This is a genomic window from Amycolatopsis coloradensis, from assembly GCF_001953865.1.
In the GTDB taxonomy this organism is placed as follows: domain Bacteria; phylum Actinomycetota; class Actinomycetes; order Mycobacteriales; family Pseudonocardiaceae; genus Amycolatopsis; species Amycolatopsis coloradensis.
On the sequence record NZ_MQUQ01000012.1, the window covers coordinates 483,907 to 502,253 of the forward strand.

At 69.7% G+C, this 18,347-nt stretch carries 14 protein-coding genes and 1 pseudogene; 10 read left to right on the plus strand and 5 right to left on the minus strand.

Annotated features, from left to right (window positions below):
* The 6 genes from BS329_RS23580 to BS329_RS23605 all read left to right on the plus strand — a co-directional run bounded on the left by BS329_RS23580 (nt 1) and on the right by BS329_RS23605 (nt 8,242).
* The gene (locus BS329_RS23580) at nt 1-2,958 is read left to right on the plus strand and encodes an ATP-binding protein (RefSeq protein ID WP_076163383.1); all 2,958 of its coding nucleotides are present in this window, start codon (nt 1-3) and stop codon (nt 2,956-2,958) included.
* Nucleotides 2,955-5,123 carry a hypothetical protein gene (locus BS329_RS23585; protein ID WP_076163384.1) on the plus strand — a complete coding sequence of 723 codons (2,169 nt, stop codon included), beginning with the start codon at nt 2,955-2,957 and terminating at the stop codon, nt 5,121-5,123. Before BS329_RS23580 ends, BS329_RS23585 begins: the two co-directional genes overlap by 4 nt.
* 3 nt (nt 5,124-5,126) lie before the next feature.
* Nucleotides 5,127-5,723 (plus strand): hypothetical protein, encoded by a 597-nt coding sequence (locus BS329_RS23590; RefSeq protein ID WP_076163385.1) that lies wholly within the window; start codon nt 5,127-5,129, stop codon nt 5,721-5,723.
* A 4-nt stretch (nt 5,724-5,727) separates the two neighbouring features.
* The gene (locus tag BS329_RS23595; RefSeq protein ID WP_076163386.1) at nt 5,728-6,726 is read left to right on the plus strand and encodes a C40 family peptidase; all 999 of its coding nucleotides are present in this window, start codon (nt 5,728-5,730) and stop codon (nt 6,724-6,726) included.
* A 93-nt stretch (nt 6,727-6,819) separates the two neighbouring features.
* The gene (locus tag BS329_RS23600; RefSeq protein WP_244197260.1) at nt 6,820-8,010 is read left to right on the plus strand and encodes a hypothetical protein; all 1,191 of its coding nucleotides are present in this window, start codon (nt 6,820-6,822) and stop codon (nt 8,008-8,010) included.
* A gap of 34 nt (nt 8,011-8,044) precedes the next feature.
* Nucleotides 8,045-8,242, plus strand: coding sequence for a hypothetical protein (locus BS329_RS23605; RefSeq protein ID WP_076163388.1), 198 nt, complete (start codon nt 8,045-8,047; stop codon nt 8,240-8,242).
* Between the two features lie 340 nt (nt 8,243-8,582).
* On the opposite strand, the gene BS329_RS23610 is transcribed toward BS329_RS23605, so the two are convergent.
* Nucleotides 8,583-9,548, minus strand: coding sequence for an ATP-binding protein (locus tag BS329_RS23610; protein WP_076163389.1), 966 nt, complete (start codon nt 9,546-9,548; stop codon nt 8,583-8,585).
* Between the two features lie 134 nt (nt 9,549-9,682).
* On the opposite strand from BS329_RS23610, the gene BS329_RS23615 reads away from it, so the two are divergent.
* Together BS329_RS23615 and BS329_RS23620 are read left to right on the plus strand one after the other, a co-directional pair.
* Nucleotides 9,683-11,092 (plus strand): RNB domain-containing ribonuclease, encoded by a 1,410-nt coding sequence (locus BS329_RS23615; RefSeq protein WP_076163469.1) that lies wholly within the window; start codon nt 9,683-9,685, stop codon nt 11,090-11,092.
* Nucleotides 11,089-11,850 carry a helical backbone metal receptor gene (locus BS329_RS23620; RefSeq protein ID WP_076163390.1) on the plus strand — a complete coding sequence of 254 codons (762 nt, stop codon included), beginning with the start codon at nt 11,089-11,091 and terminating at the stop codon, nt 11,848-11,850. The genes BS329_RS23615 and BS329_RS23620 overlap by 4 nt, the downstream gene beginning before the upstream one ends.
* A 54-nt stretch (nt 11,851-11,904) precedes the next feature.
* Here the strand turns inward: BS329_RS23620 and BS329_RS23625 are convergent, their stop codons facing one another.
* A complete protein-coding gene (locus BS329_RS23625) occupies nt 11,905-13,335 on the minus strand; it encodes an aldehyde dehydrogenase family protein (protein ID WP_076163391.1) in 1,431 nt (476 codons plus the stop codon).
* Complete coding sequence (gene gabT, locus BS329_RS23630) at nt 13,332-14,663, minus strand: 4-aminobutyrate--2-oxoglutarate transaminase (protein WP_076163392.1); 1,332 nt, start codon at nt 14,661-14,663, stop codon at nt 13,332-13,334. Before gabT ends, BS329_RS23625 begins: the two co-directional genes overlap by 4 nt.
* Nucleotides 14,664-14,772: 109 nt before the next feature.
* On the opposite strand from gabT, the gene BS329_RS23635 reads away from it, so the two are divergent.
* Nucleotides 14,773-16,242 carry a PucR family transcriptional regulator gene (locus BS329_RS23635; protein ID WP_076163393.1) on the plus strand — a complete coding sequence of 490 codons (1,470 nt, stop codon included), beginning with the start codon at nt 14,773-14,775 and terminating at the stop codon, nt 16,240-16,242.
* Here the strand turns inward: BS329_RS23635 and BS329_RS23640 are convergent.
* Entirely contained in the window at nt 16,226-16,957 is a 732-nt protein-coding gene (locus BS329_RS23640; protein ID WP_076163394.1) for a cache domain-containing protein, read from the minus strand. The genes BS329_RS23635 and BS329_RS23640 overlap by 17 nt on opposite strands.
* 32 nt (nt 16,958-16,989) lie before the next feature.
* On the minus strand, nt 16,990-17,733 hold the full coding sequence (locus tag BS329_RS23645) for a FadR/GntR family transcriptional regulator (protein ID WP_076163395.1): 744 nt from the start codon (nt 17,731-17,733) through the stop codon (nt 16,990-16,992).
* Nucleotides 17,734-17,871: 138 nt separating this feature from the next.
* Between BS329_RS23645 and BS329_RS23650 the strand changes: the two are divergent.
* A pseudogene (locus BS329_RS23650) lies at nt 17,872-18,338 on the plus strand (ABC transporter permease); the annotation flags it as partial.
* Between the last annotated feature and the right edge of the window lie 9 nt (nt 18,339-18,347).

Here is an 18,347-nt window from a genome sequence, read left to right on the forward strand (position 1 = left end):
TTGTTCGGTCGCGGCGGAAGCCGAGGAAAACGTGATCGTGACCTGCAGCAAGGGGCCTGGAGCCAGCCCCAGCAGGTCCGCTCCGCGCAGCCCAAGAAGGCCGGCAAGGGAAGGCGGCTGCCCGGTGAGGCGGCGATACCTGCCTATACCCCGTCCATCGCGGCGCGAAGCATCGACGGGCACCTGTTACGTACCGGTTATGAGGTCTACGCCTGGTACCGGCTCGCGCCGCAGCGCTGGTCGTTCCGGTCGGACTCGCAGCGCCGCGACCTGATCGCGGCCATCGCGGGCCAGTACGCGGAATTCCAGGGCCGCTGGCTGCACCTGCGCGTGACCAACCGGCCGTACCCGATCCGCATGTGGGCCGAGGCCCACGTGCACAACGCCGTCGGCCGTCCCCAGGACGTCCGAGGGGCGCTCTCCTTCGACGACTATCTCATCGGTGAGCAACAGCAGCTCATGGGCCGCTCGATGGCCGAGAAAGAGGTCTATCTCGGCATCCAGGTGCAGACCCGGCGGATGATCGACCGCGCGGTCGAGAGCGCCGCGCCGGTGCTGCGCAAGATCCTGCCGGAGGCCGTCGACGCCGAACTGGCCGCGCTCGACTCCGAGGTCGAGCACCTCGACCAGGTGATCGGCTCGGCCGGGCTCGAGGGCCGCCCGGTGCACGCCGAAGAGATGTCCTGGCTGATGCACCGCTCGTGCTCGCTGGGCCTGCCCGCGCCACGCAACATGCCCGCGGTGCCCGGCGCCGCCTGGGAGCCCGAAGACCTCGCCAGTTTCACCGACGCGGCGGACTTCCACGCCGAGCCGTACGCGCCGACGGTCACCGTGCGCGGCCGCACCGGGTCGAACGCCGGGGTCTCGCGGCATCTCGCCGTCCTCACCGTCGGCCAGATGCACGGTCTTCAGATCCCCGAGGTCGACGACCCGTGGATCCAGCACGCGGACCGGCTGCCCGCCGCGGTCGAGGTGTCCGCGCGGATCTACGTCCGGCGACCGGAAGAGGTCGCCGGTGAGCTGCAGCGCCAGATGAACAAGGTGCGTTCGCAGGTCAAGCACTACACCGACGAGCACGAACTGGAGCCGCCGCAGTCGCTGGCGCGCCAGGCGGGCCGGGTGCTGGAGATCGACGACGAGATGACGTCGGGCTTCACCGCGCTGGCCACCCGTGTGCGCTCCTGGTGGCGCCTGGCGGTCTCCGGGCCGACAGAGCGTGACGCGCTGCGCCTCGCTCAGCAGCTTCTCGACCTCTACAAGCCGAAGATCGCCGTCGAGCACCCTGAGGCTCAGTACGCGCTGGCCCGGGAGTTCATCCCCGGCGAGCCGCTGGCCTCGGCGGCGTACATGCGCCGCGGTTCGGTCGTGTGGGCGTCCTCGTCGGTGCCGACGGCGACGGCCGAGGTGGGCGACCGCCGCGGCATCCTGCTCGGCGAGACGGTGACCGCGACCCGGCGCCCGGTGGCGTGGGATCCGTGGATGGCGCAGGAGATCCGCGACGGTTCGGGCCTGACCGCGATGGTCGCCGGTCTCGGTGGCGGCAAGTCGTTCCTCGGTGGCGGCATCGTCTACAAGACGCTCCGCGCGGGCGCGCACTGGACGATCCTCGACCCGTCGGGACCGCTGTCGCGCCTGTGCGACCTGCCCGAACTGCGGCCGTACGCGCGGAACATCAACCTGCTCAACGCGCAGCCCGGCATCCTCAACCCGTACCGGGTGGTCGCCGAGCCGCAGATCGAGCATTTCATGGACGAGGACGACCCCGAGCGCTCCTGGCGGCGGGAGAAGGCCCTCGCGGGCGCGACCCGGCGACGGCTCGTACTCGACGTCCTCACCGGTGTCCTGCCGTACGAGGTCTCGCGGATGGCGCAGACCCGGATCGTGCTGCTGCGCGCCGTCCGCGCGGTCGGCGGCCGGTTCGAAGCCGACCCCGGCCAGGTCATCGACGCGCTGCGCCGCGACTCCAGCGAGCACCACGAGCACGCCGTCGTCGTCGCGGACTTCCTCGACGAGATGCGCGAGCGGATGGCGCTGCTCATCCCGGAGACCGACGCGGACCCGTACGCCGAGACCCGCGACGACCGGATGACCGTGCTGACCATGGCGGGGCTGACCCTGCCCAAGGACGGCGTCCCGCGCGAGTACTGGACGGACGCGGAATCCCTCGGCGTCGAGATGCTGAACCTCGCCGCGTGGCTGACGCAGCGGTCGGTGTACGAGAAGCCGAAGGAACTGCGCAAGGGCGTCTGGATCGACGAGGCGTTCTTCCTCTCCGAGGTCCCGACCGGTCGCGTGCTGATGAACCGTTTCGCACGTGACTCGCGTAAGTGGAACGTCCGGGTGCTGCTGTCCTCGCAGATCCCCGCGGACTTCCTGAAGATCCAGGGTTTCGTGGCGCTGCTGGACTCGGTGTTCGTCGGCCGCCTCGACGACGACGACGCCCAGGCCGACGCGCTGCGCCTGCTCAAGGTCCCGGTCGGCGTCGGCTACGAACAGGTCGTCGCGGCGCTGGGCCGCCGTCCCGGCTCGTCACGCGATCTCCAGCGGGACGTCGAGCCGCGCCAGTTCATCTTCGGTGACGGTGCCGGTGGCGTGGAGCGGATCCGCGTCGACTTCTCCGGACCGCACCTGGAACACCTGCGCCGGGTCATGGACACCACGCCGGGTTCGCCCGACGCCAAGCCTTCCCGGCGGGGCAACGAACTCGCGGTCCCGGCGGAGAAGCAGTTCGTGGCGTCGCCGCCGGAGGAAGACGACTTCGAACTCGAGGAAGACCTCGAACTCGCGGCCGAACTCGAAGTCGGCCTCACCGACGAGCAGATGCTCGGCGCGCCCGACCCGCTGGCCGCCGAGACGGGCGAAGTGCACGGCGCTGTCCAAAATGGACACATCACGAACGGGGAAAAGGGCGAGCACGCGCGCGCCGGCAAGGGTGGCACCGGCAGGGATGCCGCATGAACACGGTGATCACGCTGGCGTGCGTGCTCGCGTTCGCCGCCGGCTGGCACGCGCTGCGCCGCCGTCTCAAAGAGGGGCCGCGACCGGGTAAAACCATGCCCAGCCGCCGCGCGACCATGTTCGTCGTCATGCTGATCCTCGGCTTGCAGGCGGTGGCGACCGCTCCGGCGGCGTCGGCCGCGGCCTGTGGCGAAGCGCCGAACCCGGAACGGCCCGGCGCGGGCATGGTCGGCGCCCTCGACCCGCCCGCGACCGCTCGCGGTGAAGGCGGCAGCCCGTACAACGTCTACGGGTACGCGGGCCACGTCTGGGACACGTTCGAAACCGACTGCGGCCCGCTGGCCGGGATCACCTCGCCCAACTCCACGATCGACACCTGGGCTGGCAACCAGCTCTTCAACATCGGCAAGAACCTCGTCGGCGCCACGAACTCGCTGCACTACACCGTGTTGCAGGGCAGCCTGCTCAGCCCGCTGTACAACGCCGTCAAGGCCGGGGCCGAGAAGGTCTACAACAACATCTACGCCCAGTTGTTCGGCCTGGCCGCGCTGATCATGTCGATCATGCTGTTCCGCAACATCTGGCGGGGCGACCTCGCGGCGGTCAGCAAACGGGCGCTGTACGGGCTGGCCGCGGTCTGGCTGGCGGCGTCTTCGTTGGCACTGCTGCGTTTCCTCGATCCGATCGACAACGCGATCGTGCAGACCACGACCAACATCCAGGCAGGCTTCATCGACGAGCCCAAGACGCCGCCGCCGTCCCAGCCGCCGCCGCCCTCGGCGCAACCGTGCCAGGCGACGCCGGAGGCCGTGGCCGCCCGCCAGCCATGGGACCGCGTCCCGACCGAACTGCATTGCCGGGTCGTCTACGACAACTGGCTCCGTGGGGAGTTCGGCAGTCCGGACTCGCCGCAGGCACTGCAATACGGTCCGCCGCTGCTGGACGCCCGCGCCTTCACCTGGGGCCAGATCCAGCAGGGCGGCGACGCCGACACCGCGCTGGTGGATTCCAAGAAGGCCGCGTTCAAGGACATCTCGACCAAACTCGGTCCGGCGACCGGGTACTTCACCGGTGAGGACGGCAGCCGCGTCGGCGCCGGTTTCCTTTCCCTCGGCCAGGGAATCTTCTACTCGCTGTTCCAGTTGCTGGCCAAGGCCACGGTGCTGCTCGCGCAGGTGCTGATCAGGATCTTCGTCCTGACGGCTCCGCTGATCGGCCTGATCGCGCTACTCCAGCCGCAGATCATGCAGCGCATTCTCAAGGTCGTCGGCGCGGTCGCCTTCAACCTCATGGTGCTTTCCGTGCTGGCCGGCGTGCACACGCTCTTGCTCGAGGCGATCTTCACCGCCGGGAACTCGCTCTCCCTGCTGACGAAGATGGCGCTGGCGGCAATCATCACCGTGTTGCTGTTCATGATCGGCCGCCCCGTGCGGCGGCTGTGGCAGATGGTGGAGATGTCCGTCGGCATGGTCGGCGGCGCGGTGCCCTCGCCCCGCGGCGGGCTCTTCTCCCGCTTCCGCAAGAAGAACAACGAGCAGACCCCGCAGGACGCGTTCTGGCAGAACGTCCGCGACACCGACGACGTCGTCGACGGCGACCTCCGTGGTCCCGTCGGCGCGACCGTCGGCGGCGGGCGATTCCGGCCGGAGGCGACGATCTTCGCCAGTTCCCAGCGGCTCGACAACGGTTCCGGCGCGATCCGGCCCGCCGCGGCCTGGTCCGGAGCGCCCTGGCCGGGCGCGGTCGGCAGTGGTGGTGGCGGCATGCCCGCGCTGCCCGCCGGTGGTGGCGGAGGCGTTCCGGTGTTCGGCCAGTACAACCCGTCCGCGGGCATCCCCGGCGACTCGATGTTCACCTCGGGTGGGCGGAGCCCTGTCCAGATACCGAGCCGCCGCGTCGACACGTCGCCGGTCGCCGACCGGCGCTGGAGCGACGAACCGGAGCCGGTCGTGGTGCCGTCGCGGATGAACTCCGCCGGTGGCGGCTACGCCACTCCCGACCATTCGGGCGTCGTACCGGTGCAAGCAGGCCCGTCCACACCTCGTCCCCGCCGCGTCGATCCCGAAGTCGTCGCGGGCAAGCAGGTCTTCGTGGTGTACCGGCCTTCGCGCGGGCTCGAGGTCCGAGAGGACTTCCGGGACACCGACCACGCAGTGGGCCGGTGACCCATGCCGATCCGGACGAATCGCGGGCGTACCGCGGTCTATCGCAGGCTGTGGGGGTGGCCGCTGCGCTCACCCCGCCACCTCATCGGCACGCTGGTGATCCTCGCGGTGGCGCTCACCGCGGTGGGCATCCTGCTGCCCAAGGCCATCGGAAAACCGGGGCAGACGGCCGCCGGGCCGGGTTCTTCGGCGACCAGCACCTCACGGCCGGGCGTCGCGGCGCCGGTGACCGTGACGTCGACGCTGCCGCCGAGGCTGACCACCCAGCCGCCGCCGTCGTCCGCACCACCTGACCAGAGCGGTGTCCGGGTCGCCAAGGAGTGGGTGACGGCATGGGCGAACCATCCCGACGGTACGACGACCGAGCAGTGGCTGAACGGCTTACGGCCGTACACCACCGAGGAATACCTGGCCGGGGAAATGACGACGGTGGATCCCGCGAACATCACCGCCACGAAGGTGACCGGGGAGCCGCAGGTCGTGTCGTCCCTCACCGGATCGATGGAGGTGGATGTCCCGACGGACGGGCCCAGGGTCCGGGTCACCGTCGCCAAGCTGAACTTCGGGTGGCGGGTCACCAAGTTCACGCAAGCGGGCTGATCCGATGAAGATCGGGATCATCGTCGGCGTGCTGATAGCCGCGGTCTTCGCCGCGGTGGTCACCACGAACACGGTCACCGAGGTGGTGACCGAGCATATGGAGGCGCAGGCGGGCGGCGTCGTCAAGACCTCCTGTGACGCGTCGATCGGGCCGACCCTGCCCGGGCAGGCCGATCACGGTTCTTCGGACATCGACAAACTCGACGAGGAACAGCGGGGGATCGTCGCGCTGATCATCTCGATCGGCAAGCAGCGGACCCTGTCGCCGCGCGCGTGGCAGGTGGCGATCCAGGCCGGGATGACCGAGTCCAAGCTGCGGAACCTGACCTACGGCGATCGCGACTCGCTCGGCATCTTCCAGATGCGGCCCTCGATGGGCTGGGGCACCGTCGCGCAGGTCACCGACCCGCCGTATCAGGTCAACAAGTTCTTCGACGTGCTGCTCGCGGTGCCGGACTGGGAGAACATGCGTCCCGGTGACGCGGCCCAGCGGGTGGAACGGTCCGGTTTCCCCGACCGCTACCACAACTGGGAGCCGATGGCGGCGCTCCTCGTGCAGAACGAGGGCCAGATCGTCGACGTCGTCGGCTGTGGGACGAGCGTGGGCAGCGTGGTGCCGCCGAGCCAGGCCGCGGCACAGGCCATCAAGTTCGCCCTCGGCGAGCAGGGCAAGCCGTACATCTGGGGCGCCACCGGGCCGAATTCCTACGACTGCTCCGGGCTGATGCTGCGGGCATACGAGTCGGCCGGGATCATCATCCCGCGGGTTTCGCGGGACCAGTACAAGGGCGGCGCGATGCTGCCGGTCCGCCAGGCGCAGCCGGGTGACCTGCTGTTCCTCGCCACCGTCCCGTCGAACCCGGCGACCATCCACCACGTGATGATGTACCTGGGTGACGGCAAGATCGTCGAGGCGCAGCAGACCGGGGTCCCGGTGCACATCCGCGACTTCTCCTTCGACGAGGCCGAAGTGGTCGCGCAGGCGGTCCGTCCTGGCGTTTAGCATGGTGAAAGCGTGGTTTCGCGACCGCGGGACCATCGGATTCACCCGAAGTGGCGGCCTGTCCACCGGCAAGCGGCCGCACACTGGCAGAGGATGAAGCACGTGGCACGGAAATTCGGAAGGCGAGGCAAGCCCGCGGCGGCGCACGGCCCGGAGGTCGATCCCCGCGATCTTTTCGGTACTCCGCAGCCCGCGCGGCAGGCCGCGAGGCCGGCGTCGAGCACGCCGCTGGCCGACCAGCTGAACCAGGGCTGGCCGGGCGTCGACCCCGGTTACGTGGTGTTGCCGCGTTCGCTGGCCGAAGGGATGTCGCTGCCCTGGCAGCAGCAGATGGCCGCCCTGCTGGCCCAGTTCCACCACGAGAACGCCCATCTGGCCTGGCCGATCTACCGCGTCGTCCCTTCGCGGTACGAAAAGCTCGTTGATCTTGACGAGGAGCAGCTGGCGGAGGCAGGCTACCTGGTCGAGATGGACACCGAAGGCGAGATGATCTACCGCGAGCGCAGCGGCCGGAAGATCGATGACCCGGCGAACACCACGGTGCTCGTGTCCTGCCTCGACCCGATCCCGAAGCCAGTGCAGCGTCAAGCGCCTCCGCCGCCTTCGCAGGCCGCGCCGCCCGTGACCGGGCAGCCGCCGCGAGCCCCGGCGCCGATGAACATCGGACCGGCCCCGGTGTGGCGCACGGTCACCCCGCCCGCCGGTCCGCCCGCGTCGCCGGTGCCGGGTGGGACCTCGCCACCTGCCCCTCCTCAGGCAGGCCCGCCCGCCGCTGCCCCGGTCGCGCCTCCGCCGGTGCGGCCTCAGCCGGTTCAAGCTCCTCCCGCGCAGGCTCCGGCCGCGCAGACTCCGACCGCGCAGACGCCGCCTCCGGCGCAGGCTCCGGCGGCGCAGGCTCCGGCGCAGACGCCGCCTCCGGCGGTCAGCGCGCCTCCGGCCACGCCGGAAACGCAGTCCGCCGTGCCGTCCCAGGCCGAACCGCAGCCCCAGGCCGAACCGCAGCCGGATCCGCCGCAGGCCGCGAGCCCGCCGATGCCGGTCACCCCACCGGCGACCCCGCCGCCAGGACCCTTGCCGCAGCCGGTGTCACCCGGTTCACCACCGCAGGGCATCCCCGTCACGCCGGAGCTTGCCACCCCGCCGCGCGGCATCCCGGTGCACCGCGGGTGGTTCGACGAAATGGGCGAAAACGTGCCCGAAAGCTCAAAACTGGATCCGCCCGAGAACGCCGAGTTCGGCCCGACCGGCGATCCCACGGAGATCCCCTATCGCTACCGCAAGTGATGACAGGACGTCCGGGTGATGTCACGCTAGACCTATGTCGAGCGACCCGAACCCGGATCAGGGCTGGTACTTCAACACCAAGACGAATCAGGTCGAGCACCTGGAACGCGGCCGGAGCGTCGACCTCCTCGGCCCGTACCCGGACGAGGCGACGGCCCGGCGCGCACTGGACATCGCCAAGGAACGCACCCGTCAGGCCGACGCCGAGGACGCCAAGTGGAACGGTGACTGAGGCCCGCCACCCCACTGACCCTCCCGGCACCGGCGCCCTTGTCGTCTGAAGTACATGAAGGCCCCCTTCCTTGCGCCTAGGTACATGAAGGGGTCCTTTATGTACTGGGGAAGGGGTCCGTGAGGGATCCAGGACATCGGCAGTCTTCTCGCGTGGGTCCGTACACGCGCTTCGCATGCTCGGCCTTCGCGGAGCGTCCGCCTACGCCCTGCGCTCTACCCCTATACCTCGCTGACCTGCGGAAAGGAAGCAAGGGACCTTTGCTATCGCTTACGTAGGCATGCTAAGCAAGCGATAGCAAAGGTCCCTTGCTGCTGTTCACTTCACCCAACGCAGAAACTCAGGCGTCCTGCCCGGCCAGCACCGGTCCCAGCACGAACCCCGGATCCACCTGGGCGGTGAGGTCTTCCCCCGCTCGCCCGCTGCCCCACGCCCGCGCGTTGCGCAGGTGGAACTCGACGCCCTGACGCTGATAGCGAGCCCAGTCCCGCCGCTCGGCGTCGACGGTCGTGAGCATCGAGCCCAGCGTCCCGAGGTTGTGCGCCTCGAGTTCGCCGATCGGGCGCGCGCGGCCGCGTTCGGCGGCGCGGACATGCCGCGAGTTCTCCATCCAGCCCAGCAGGGCGTCGCCGACCTCGTCGCGCAGGAACTCGATGTCCTCGTCCTCGGTCACCTTGTTCCCCACGACGACCAGCCGCACCCCGAAGTCCCGCGCGTAGTCGGCGTACTGCCGGTACACGCCGACGCTGCGGACGGTCGGCTCGCACACCAGGAACGTCACATCGAACCGCGTGAACAGCCCGGACGCGAACGCGTCGGCGCCGGCGGTCATGTCCATGACCACGTATTCGCCCGCGTCGTCGACCATGTGGTTCAGCAGCAGTTCCGCCGCGCCGACCTTCGAGTGGTAGCAGGCGACACCGAGGTCGTCCTCGTCGAACTGCCCGGTGACGCCGAGCCGCACGCCGCCGAAGTCGCGGAAACAGGCCTGGAAAATCGGGTTGTCCTCGAACGGCCGGACCAGCCGCGACCCGCGACCCGGCGGGGTCGTCTTGATCATCGAGGCCGCGTCGGCGATCCGCGGGTTGTCGCCGCGCAGGTAGTCCTTGATCAGGCCCATGTTGTCGCCCAGCGTCGGCCACGCGATGGCCTCTTCCTCGCTCGCGCCGAGCGCGACGGCGAGATGCTGGTTGATGTCCGCGTCGATCGCCAGTACCGGTTTCCCGGCCCCGGCCAGGTACGCGGTGAACAGCGACGCCAGCGTGGTCTTGCCGCTGCCGCCCTTCCCGACGAACGCGATCTTCACGCCTCGGCCCTTCCTGTCGTTTTGAAAAGGGTATCGGTTTTCATTTCGGCTCGTAACCTACACCCGACCGGCCCGCGCCCGAACGGGCGATCAACCGGGCCGGATCGGGATAGGGTTGGGTGGTGCCTCCACTCGTGATCAGGACACACACGGCCGGAGGGGACTTCGGTCGCCTGCGAGCCGAGTTCTCGCTGCCGGAGACGTTCGGGCCCGACGTGCTCGCCGAGGCGGAGACGGCGGTGGTCGACCCGCTCGAGTCGGCGGGGGAACGCGAGGACGCCACCGGTCTGCCCTTCGTCACCATCGATCCGCCCGGCTCGAAGGACCTCGACCAGGCGGTGCTGATCGAGCGCGCCGAGGGCGGCGGCTTCCGGGTGCACTACGCGATCGCCGATCTGGCGGCGTTCATCCCGCCGGGTGGCGCGCTCGACAAGGAGGCACGCCGCCGGGGTCAGACGCTCTACCTGCCCGACGGCAACGTCCCGCTTCACCCACCGGTGTTGTCCGAAGGCGCGGCGAGCCTGCTGCCGGGGGAGATCCGGCCCGCGGTGCTGTGGACCATCGACGTCGACGCCCAGGGCGAACCGACCGCCACCAACGTCCGCCGGGCGCTGGTCCGGTCAGGCGAACAGTTCGACTACGAGACCGTCCAGGCCTCGATCGACGCGGGGAATCCCCATCCGTCGGTCGCCGCGCTGCCGGAACTCGGCCGCCTGCGCCGCGAACTCGCGGTCCGGCGCGGCGCCGTCGAACTCCAGTTGCCGGAGCAGGAGATCAACGGCGATCCCGACGGCGGCTGGGCACTGGTCCAGCGGCCGCGCAACGACGTCGACGCGTGGAACGCCGAGATCTCGCTGCTCACCGGGATGGCGGCGGCCAAGATCATGATCGATGCCAAGATCGGCGTCCTGCGCACGCTGCCCCAGCCCGACGCCGAAGCGATCGAGTGGCTGCGGCGGTCCGCGCAGGCGCTGAACATCGAGTGGCCCGAGGGTGCGAGTGTGTCGGAGTTCCTGGCCGCGCTGGATCCCGGCCAGCCCGCTTCCATGGCGCTTTTCGCCGACACCACCAGGCTTTTGCGGGGCGCTGGGTACACCGCGTTCGACGGTGAGCTGCCCGCTTTGACCACGCACGCCGGGATCGGCGGCGCGTATGCCCACGTCACCGCGCCGATCCGGCGCCTGGTCGACCGGTTCGCCACCGAGATCTGTCTCGCCGTGAGCGCCGGCCGCGACGTGCCCGCGTGGGTCCGCGCGGCGCTGTCCGAAGTGCCCCAGTTGATGACCGCGTCCGACACGCTGGCGGCGAAGGTCGAACGTGCCTGCATCGACCAGGTCGAGGCCTGGGTGATGGCCGAGCACATCGGCGGCGAGTTCGGCGCGATCGTCCTGCGCGCGGACGAGGCCAAGGCCGAGATCCTCGTCGAGGATCCGCCGGTGATGTCCAAGTGCACGGGCGAAAAACTGCCCGAGGGCGAGCGGATCCGCGTCCGGCTCACCGCGGTGGACGTCACCAAGCGGAAACTGTCCTTCGAGCGCGCATGATCGACGATCTCGGCGAAGTGGTCCCGCTGCGCGAACCGGCGTCGCGGGTGGTTTCGCTCGTGCCGTCGTTGACCGAGGCCGTCGAGGTGAGCGCGCCGGGAAGGCTCGCGGGCGCCACCGACTACTGCACCCACCCGGTTGATTTGGACGTCCCGAGGGTAGGGGGTTCGAAGTACCCGAATGTGGACAAAGTGCTCGAACTCGCGCCGGATCTGGTGCTGGCCAACTCCGAGGAGAACCGGCCGGAGGACGTGGAACGCTTACGTGCCAACGGGATTGCGGTCTGGGTGATGGAGGCGTCGGCGACCGTACCCGGCGCGCTCGCCTCGATCCGGCGGATACTGACGCAGGCCTACGACCTCACCGAGCCGGAGTGGCTGGTCGAGGCCGAAGAGGTGTGGCGGGAGACCCTGCCGGAGCGGTTCCGGGCGGTCGTCCCCGTGTGGCGGAAGCCGTGGATCGTGCTCGGCCGCGACACTTTCGGCGGTGACGTCCTGCATCGCGTCGGAATCGGCAACGCCTACGTGGACGACGAAGAGCGCTACCCGCGTCCGAAGCTCGATGCGATCCAAGCGCGCTTCGCGGACGAAGACGCGAATCTGCTCGTACTGCCTGATGAGCCCTACGAGTTCACCGCGGACGACGGTCCCGAAGCGTTCCCCGGCGCGAAGTACGTCCTCGTCTCCGGACGTCACCTAACCTGGTACGGCCCTTCGCTCGTCGAAGCCCACTCCCACCTCACGCAACTCGTCCTCTAGTTGCGGTAGTTCGCGCCACGAACCACCGCAACTAGAGGACGAAACGCGAGAGGGTCAGAGGGTCAGGCCGGTCAGGACGGTGACGCGCTCCTCGGTGAAGTCGGCCATCGCCGACGCGGGGCCCTCGCGGCCGACGCCGGAGTCCTTCACACCGCCGTAGGGCATCTGGTCGGCCCGGAAGCTCGGCACGTCCCCGACGAGCACGCCGCCGACGCGCAGCTTCGCGGACACATCGAACGCGGTCGGCAGGTCGCGGGTGAACACGCCCGCCTGAAGCCCGAAGCGCGAGTCGTTGATCCGGCGTACGCCGTCCTCCACCGACTCCACCCGCGTGATCGACACGACCGGACCGAAGACCTCGTCGGCCATCACCGACGCGTCTTCCGGCACGTTCGCGAGCACGGTCGGCTCGACGGTCGCGCCGTCACGCTTGCCGCCGGTCAGCAGCTCGCCACCGGCGTCGACGGCGGCCGCGACCCACGATTCGACCCGCTCGGCCGCGGCGGTGTTGATCAGCGGCCCGACGTCCACGCCGTCCGCCCGCGGGTTGCCGGTCCCGAGCGCGCGCACCTGCTCCAGCACCTTCGCCTGAAGCTCTTCGTAGACGTCGGCGTGCGCGTACACCCGCTGCACCGAGATGCACGACTGTCCGGCCTGGTACATCGCGAAGGTCGCGATACGCTGCGCCGCGAAGTCCAAGTCCGTCCAATCAGGACAGACGAGCACCGCCGCGTTGCCGCCGAGTTCGAGCGCGACGTGTTTGCGCGGCACACTGTCGCGGATGCCCCAGCCCACCGGCACGGAACCGGTGAACGACACCACCGGCAGCCGCGGATCGGAGACCAGCCGGGCCGATTCCTCGTTGCCGACCGGGAGGATCGACCAGCTCCCGGCCGGAAGATCGGTCTCGGCCAGGATTTCGCCGAGCAGCAGCGCGGTCAGCGGCGTCGCGGGCGCGGGCTTGAGCACGATCGGCGCGCCGACCGCGATCGCGGGGGCGACCTTGTGCGCCACCAGGTTCAGCGGGAAGTTGAACGGCGTGATGCCCAGCACCGGCCCCTTCGGCACGCGCCGCACGAGCGCGAGCCGTCCGGTGCCGCCCGGGTCGGTGTCGAGCCGCTGCAGGTCACCGGAGAACCGGCGCGCCTCCTCGGCGGCCCAGCGGAACGTCGACGCCGCGCGCCCGATCTCGCCACGCGACCACTTCAGCGGCTTGCCGGACTCGGCGGTGATCAGCTGCGCGAGCTCTTCGGACCGCTCACCCAAAACTCGGGACACGTGGTCCAACGCGCCAGCCCGGACGTGCGCGGGCAGCGTCGCGAACTCGTCGGAGACGTCGTGCGCCGCCTGCACGGCGGTCTCGATGTCCGAAGAGGACGGAACGTGGTGCGAGCCCGCCTCGCTGCCGTCGAAGGAATGGCGGACGACGACGGTCTCGTCGCTGGTGACCGGCTTTCCGGCTACCCAGAAGGGAAAGGTACTCACTTGGAAGCCTCCGTACGGACAGCGTGCTCCAGGACGGTCAAGCCCTCGTCGAGCAGTTCGGTGGACAGGGACAGCGGCGGCAGCAGCCGGACGACGTTGCCGTAGGTGCCGCAGGTGAGGACGACGACCCCGGCCTGGTGGCAGGCTCGCGCGACCCGTTTGGTCAGGTCGGCGTCGGGTTCGGTGGTGCCGGGCTTGACGAACTCGGCGGCCAGCATCGCGCCGCGGCCGCGGACGTCGCCGATCACGCCGGTCTCCTCGGCCAGCGCCCGCAGCCGCGGCAGCACGGCGTCCTCGATGCGTTTCGCCGACGCCGCGAGGTTTTCCTTGCGCATGACCTCGATCGAGCCGAGCGCCGCGGCACACGCGATCGGGTTGCCGCCGTAGGTTCCGCCGAGCCCGCCCGGCGGGACGGCGTCGAGCAGCTCCGCGCGGCCGGTGACGGCGGCAAGGGGCAGCCCGCCCGCGATGCCCTTGGCGGTCGCGATCAGATCGGGCACGACCTCTTCGTGCGTGGACGCGAACCACTCGCCGGTGCGGCAGAAGCCGGTCTGCACCTCGTCCGCGACGAACACGACGCCGTTCTCGGTGCACCAGCGGGAGAGCGCGGGCAGGAAACCGGGCGCGGGCTCGATGAACCCGCCCTCACCCTGCACCGGTTCGAGGACGACGGCCGCGACCTGGTCGCCGCCGATCTGCTTCTCGATGCGGTCGATGGCGATGCGTGCCGCTTCGGGACCGGACAGGCCGTCGCGGAACGGGTACGACCCCGGCACCCGGTAGACCTCGGGCGCGAACGGGCCGAAACCGTGCTTGTAGGGGACGGACTTCGCGGTCAGCGCCATCGTCAGGTTGGTGCGGCCGTGGTAGGCGTGGTCGAACACGACGACCGCCTGGCGGCCGGTCGCGGCGCGGGCGATCTTCACCGCGTTCTCGACGGCCTCGGCGCCGGAGTTGAACAGCACCGAACGCTTCTCGTGGGTGCCTGGCGTCAGCTTGTCGAGTGCTTCGCACACCTCGACGTACCCCTCGTACGGCGTGACCATGAAACACGTGTGCGTGAACAGGCCCACCTGCTCACGGACGCGGTCCACGACGGCGGGGGCGGCGTGGCCGACGTTGGTCACCGCGATGCCGGAACCGAAGTCGATGAGGACGTTGCCGTCGGCGTCGGTGAGCAGGCCACCCTCGGCCGAGGTGATGTAGACGGGCAGCACCGAGCTCACGCCCGCGGCGACGACGCCGGCGCGGCGTTCCTGCAAGGCTCGCGAGGCGGGGCCGGGGATCTCGGTGCGCAGCCTGCGCTGGGTTTCGGTGGTGACGGTCACGGCCAGACTCCTGCGGACGCGAGGGACGGGGTCGCTCTCCAGGATGAGAGCCGGGCCGGTCCGCGTCAGCTTGACATCTTGTCCATATCGAGGCGTAGACTTGGACAACATGGCACTGACGCTCCGCGCCCTCGTGGCCGAACGCCCGCTGGGCCTGCGGGTGCGTGCGGCCGAGAGCGGGCTCGACCGGCCGATCGGCTGGGTCCACCCCACCGAACTGACCGATCCGCAGGCCTTCCTCGAAGGCGGCGAACTGCTGCTCACCACCGGTCTCTCACTCGATGAGACCACGGCGCCGGAGTACGTCCGGCGGCTCGTCGACGCGGGGGTGGCGGGGCTCGGATTCGGAGTCGGCCTCAGCCACGAAACCATCCCGTGGTCTCTTGTGGACACCGCCGAAGAGGTGGGGCTCCCGGTACTCGAAGTGCCGAGGAGGACGCCGTTCATCGCGATCACGCGCGCGGTCTCCAGGGCGGTGGCCGCCGACGAGTACGCCTCGCTCGTGCGCACCGGCAAGGGACAGCAGGAACTGACCAGGACCGCCGTCGGCAAGGGCGGTCCTGGTGGAGTGGTGCGCAAACTGGCGAAACTGGTCGACGGCTGGGTGCTCCTGCTCGACTCGTCCGGTGCGGTCACTGAGGCTTCGCCTTCCGCGAGACCCTTCGCCGACGAAATCCAGGATGACTTCGCGCGGCTGCGGGCGGGCACGCTGGTGACGGTGGCGGGGGAGTACGAGGTCGTCCTGCAGACGCTCGACACCCGTGCGCGCGGTGTGCTCGCCGTCGGCACCCGCGAGCCGCTCGATGCCGCGGGGCAGCACATCGTCAACACCGCCGTGTCCTTGCTTTCCCTTGCGCTGGAACAGAACCGTGAGCACGTGGACGCCGTGCGGCGGCTGAGGTCAGGACTGTGCGACCTGCTCACCGCAGGGCACGCCGAACTCGCCACACGGACGATGAAGTCGCTCTGGGGCGGTGTGCCGGAACCGCCGTGGCCGGTCCTCGCCGTCACCGGTCCCGCCGCGGCCCGCCGTTCGCTCGCCGACGCGCTCGACGCCGAAGCGCCCGGAGAGAAGGTGTTCTTCGGTGAGTCCGGCGCGTTCGTCGTCGCGCTCGGGGACGTGGAGGCGGTCTCGCGGTTGGCTTCCCGTATCGGAGGGCTGCACGCCGGGCTGTCCGACGCTGTGTCCACAGTGGATTTCCCGGTGGGGCTCCGTCAGGCGAAGCAGGCGGCGGAAGCGGCGAAGGCCGAGCGGGCGCCGTTGGTCCGGTTCGCGGAACACGCCGGGCGCGGCTTCCTGGAGATGGTCGGTTCCCAAGCGGCGCAGGCGTTTTCGGACAGTCTGCTGGCGCCGTTGCGGCAGCACGACGAAACCGGGCGTGGCGAGCTGGTCGCGTCACTGACCTGCTGGCTCGAACACCACGGTCACTGGGATCTGGCGTCCGCGCGGCTCGGCGTGCACCGACACACCCTGCGCAACCGCGTGCGCAAGGTCGCCGAACTGACCGGCCGCGACCTCGATTCCCCCGGTGTGCGCGCCGAATTCTGGCTCGCGCTGCAGGTCAACCCCCGGACCTGACCAGAGCGATCGGCGAATCCCCGCAGCGTCGCAGCGTGGCGCCGTTCTCGGTGGTGACCGGCTCCGCGCCGGAAGACCACCACGCCGGGACGTCGACGTCGCGCACGAGCGAGCCGGTCGCCTGGCGCGCGTTGTTCGACACGATCACCCTGCCCTGTGCGTTGACCAGCGCCGCGCGGCCGCCGAGCGCGTGCAGTTTCGGCTGCAACAGGCGCTCGACCTCGCGCACGTGGACGTCCGCGCCGACGACCCCCGCGAACGAACCGTTCCGCTGGACCGGGACGGTGAAGGTCAGCGTGTACTCGTCGGTGCAGAGGTAGTCGACGTACGGGCCGTTGAGGTGACGGCGGCCGGTGTCACGCGGGACGGTGAACCATGATTGCCGGGTGTAGTCGAGGAAGTGGTCGCCGGCCGGGTCGAGGCTGATGACCAGCCGCACGGGTTCGGCGTCGCCGGTCTCGGTCCACCATTCGAAGCCGAATTCCTGATCGGCCAGCGCGTTCGGCGCGCTGATGAACCCGGCACCCACGACCAGGCCGCCGAGGACGTCGAAGACCTGCGGACGGAGCCGGGTCAGGTCGTCGGCGGTGGCATCGCCGGAGGCGGCCAGCAGCGCCTCGGTGACGGCCAGTACCGGCTTCAACCGCCCGAAGACGTCCTCGACCAAGGCGGATACCTGTCCGACGACTTCGGAACCGGACGGTGTGTCGTTCACGATGCTCACCTCGGATGCGCGGATGCCGCAGCTTAAGGGGCCAGAAGGTCCAAATGCACGCCCGCCAGCCGGTCTATCGCCTCGAGGATGTGTTCCTCGGTGAGTTTCCTGGCCAGTACGCCGTCGCCCTGTGCGATGGCGGCGGTGATCGCGCGGTGTTCGGCGTAGGCGTTCTCTCGGGTGCCGTGCGGTTCGAGCGGCAGCCAGAGCAGCCCGCCCCGTTCGCTCTGTAACTGCACTTCCTCCCTGGTCAGCCGGGATGACTGCGCGGCCGCGGCGACTTCGAGGTGGAATTGGCGTTCGGCTCGCGACGCTTCCGCGCCTGTCGCGATGCGGATGTCTTCGGTCGCCAGCTCGAGCCGCTCGATGTCCTCGGGCGAACTCCGCTCGGCGGCGAGTTTGGCCGCGGCGCCGGCGATGGCCAAATAGTGGTCGCCGACGTCGCGCAGATCCGACAGCGAAACCGTGCGAAGGCGTTCTCGCCACGAAGCGGCCGAAGGATCCACAGGCGTCCTCACAAAGCTTCCGCCGCCTCGCCCACGTCGCGTCTCGACAAGGCCCTGTTGTCGCAAGGCCACGAGCGCTTCGCGAACGGTCACGGTGGAGACGCCGAACTGCGCGGCCAGTTCGGCTTCGCTCGGCAGCTGTTCCGAGTCGGCCAGCAGTCCGAGCGTGATGGCGTCGACCAGCCGCGCGGTGACCGCTTCCGCCCGGCCGATCTGGTCGAGTGGCGCGAACATCGCTGACCGCGCGCTGTGCGACATCCCCTTACGCATGGTGGCCCTTCGCCTGAACTACTACCCGATGGAACCAATCTTGCCCCATCGTGTTGACATTTGACCTATGGACTTATCTGTTCAGCTCCCTCGCCGCCCCAAAAGGGAGCAAGGGACCTTTGCTATCGCCTTACGCCCCAGGCCCAGTTGTCCGGCAACGGAGTCCTGCACTGGCTGCTGAACACGTTCGGCCTCGACACCCCGGGCTACGGCGTGCTCGCGACGTGATCACCTTGTCGTATCTGTGGCTGCCGTACATGATCCTGCCGATCTACGCTGGTCTGGAGCGGCTGCCGAACTCCCCGGTGGACGCTTCCGGAAACCTCGGCGCGAGACCGTTCAGGACTTTCCGGTCGGTGGTCTTGCCGGTGACGTTCCCCGCCGTCGTCGCCGGGTCGATCTTCACGTTTTCCCTGTCGCTGGGCGACTACATCGCGGTCAAGATCGTCGGAGGCACGTCGCAGATGCTCGGCAACGTCGTCTACGACAACATCGGCGCGGCCAACAACCTGCCGTTCGCGGCGACCGTCGCGACCGTCCCCGTGGTGATCATGCTCGCCTACCTCGCCGCCGTGCGCTGCACGGGCGCGCTGGACAACCTGTAGGAGCGCGCG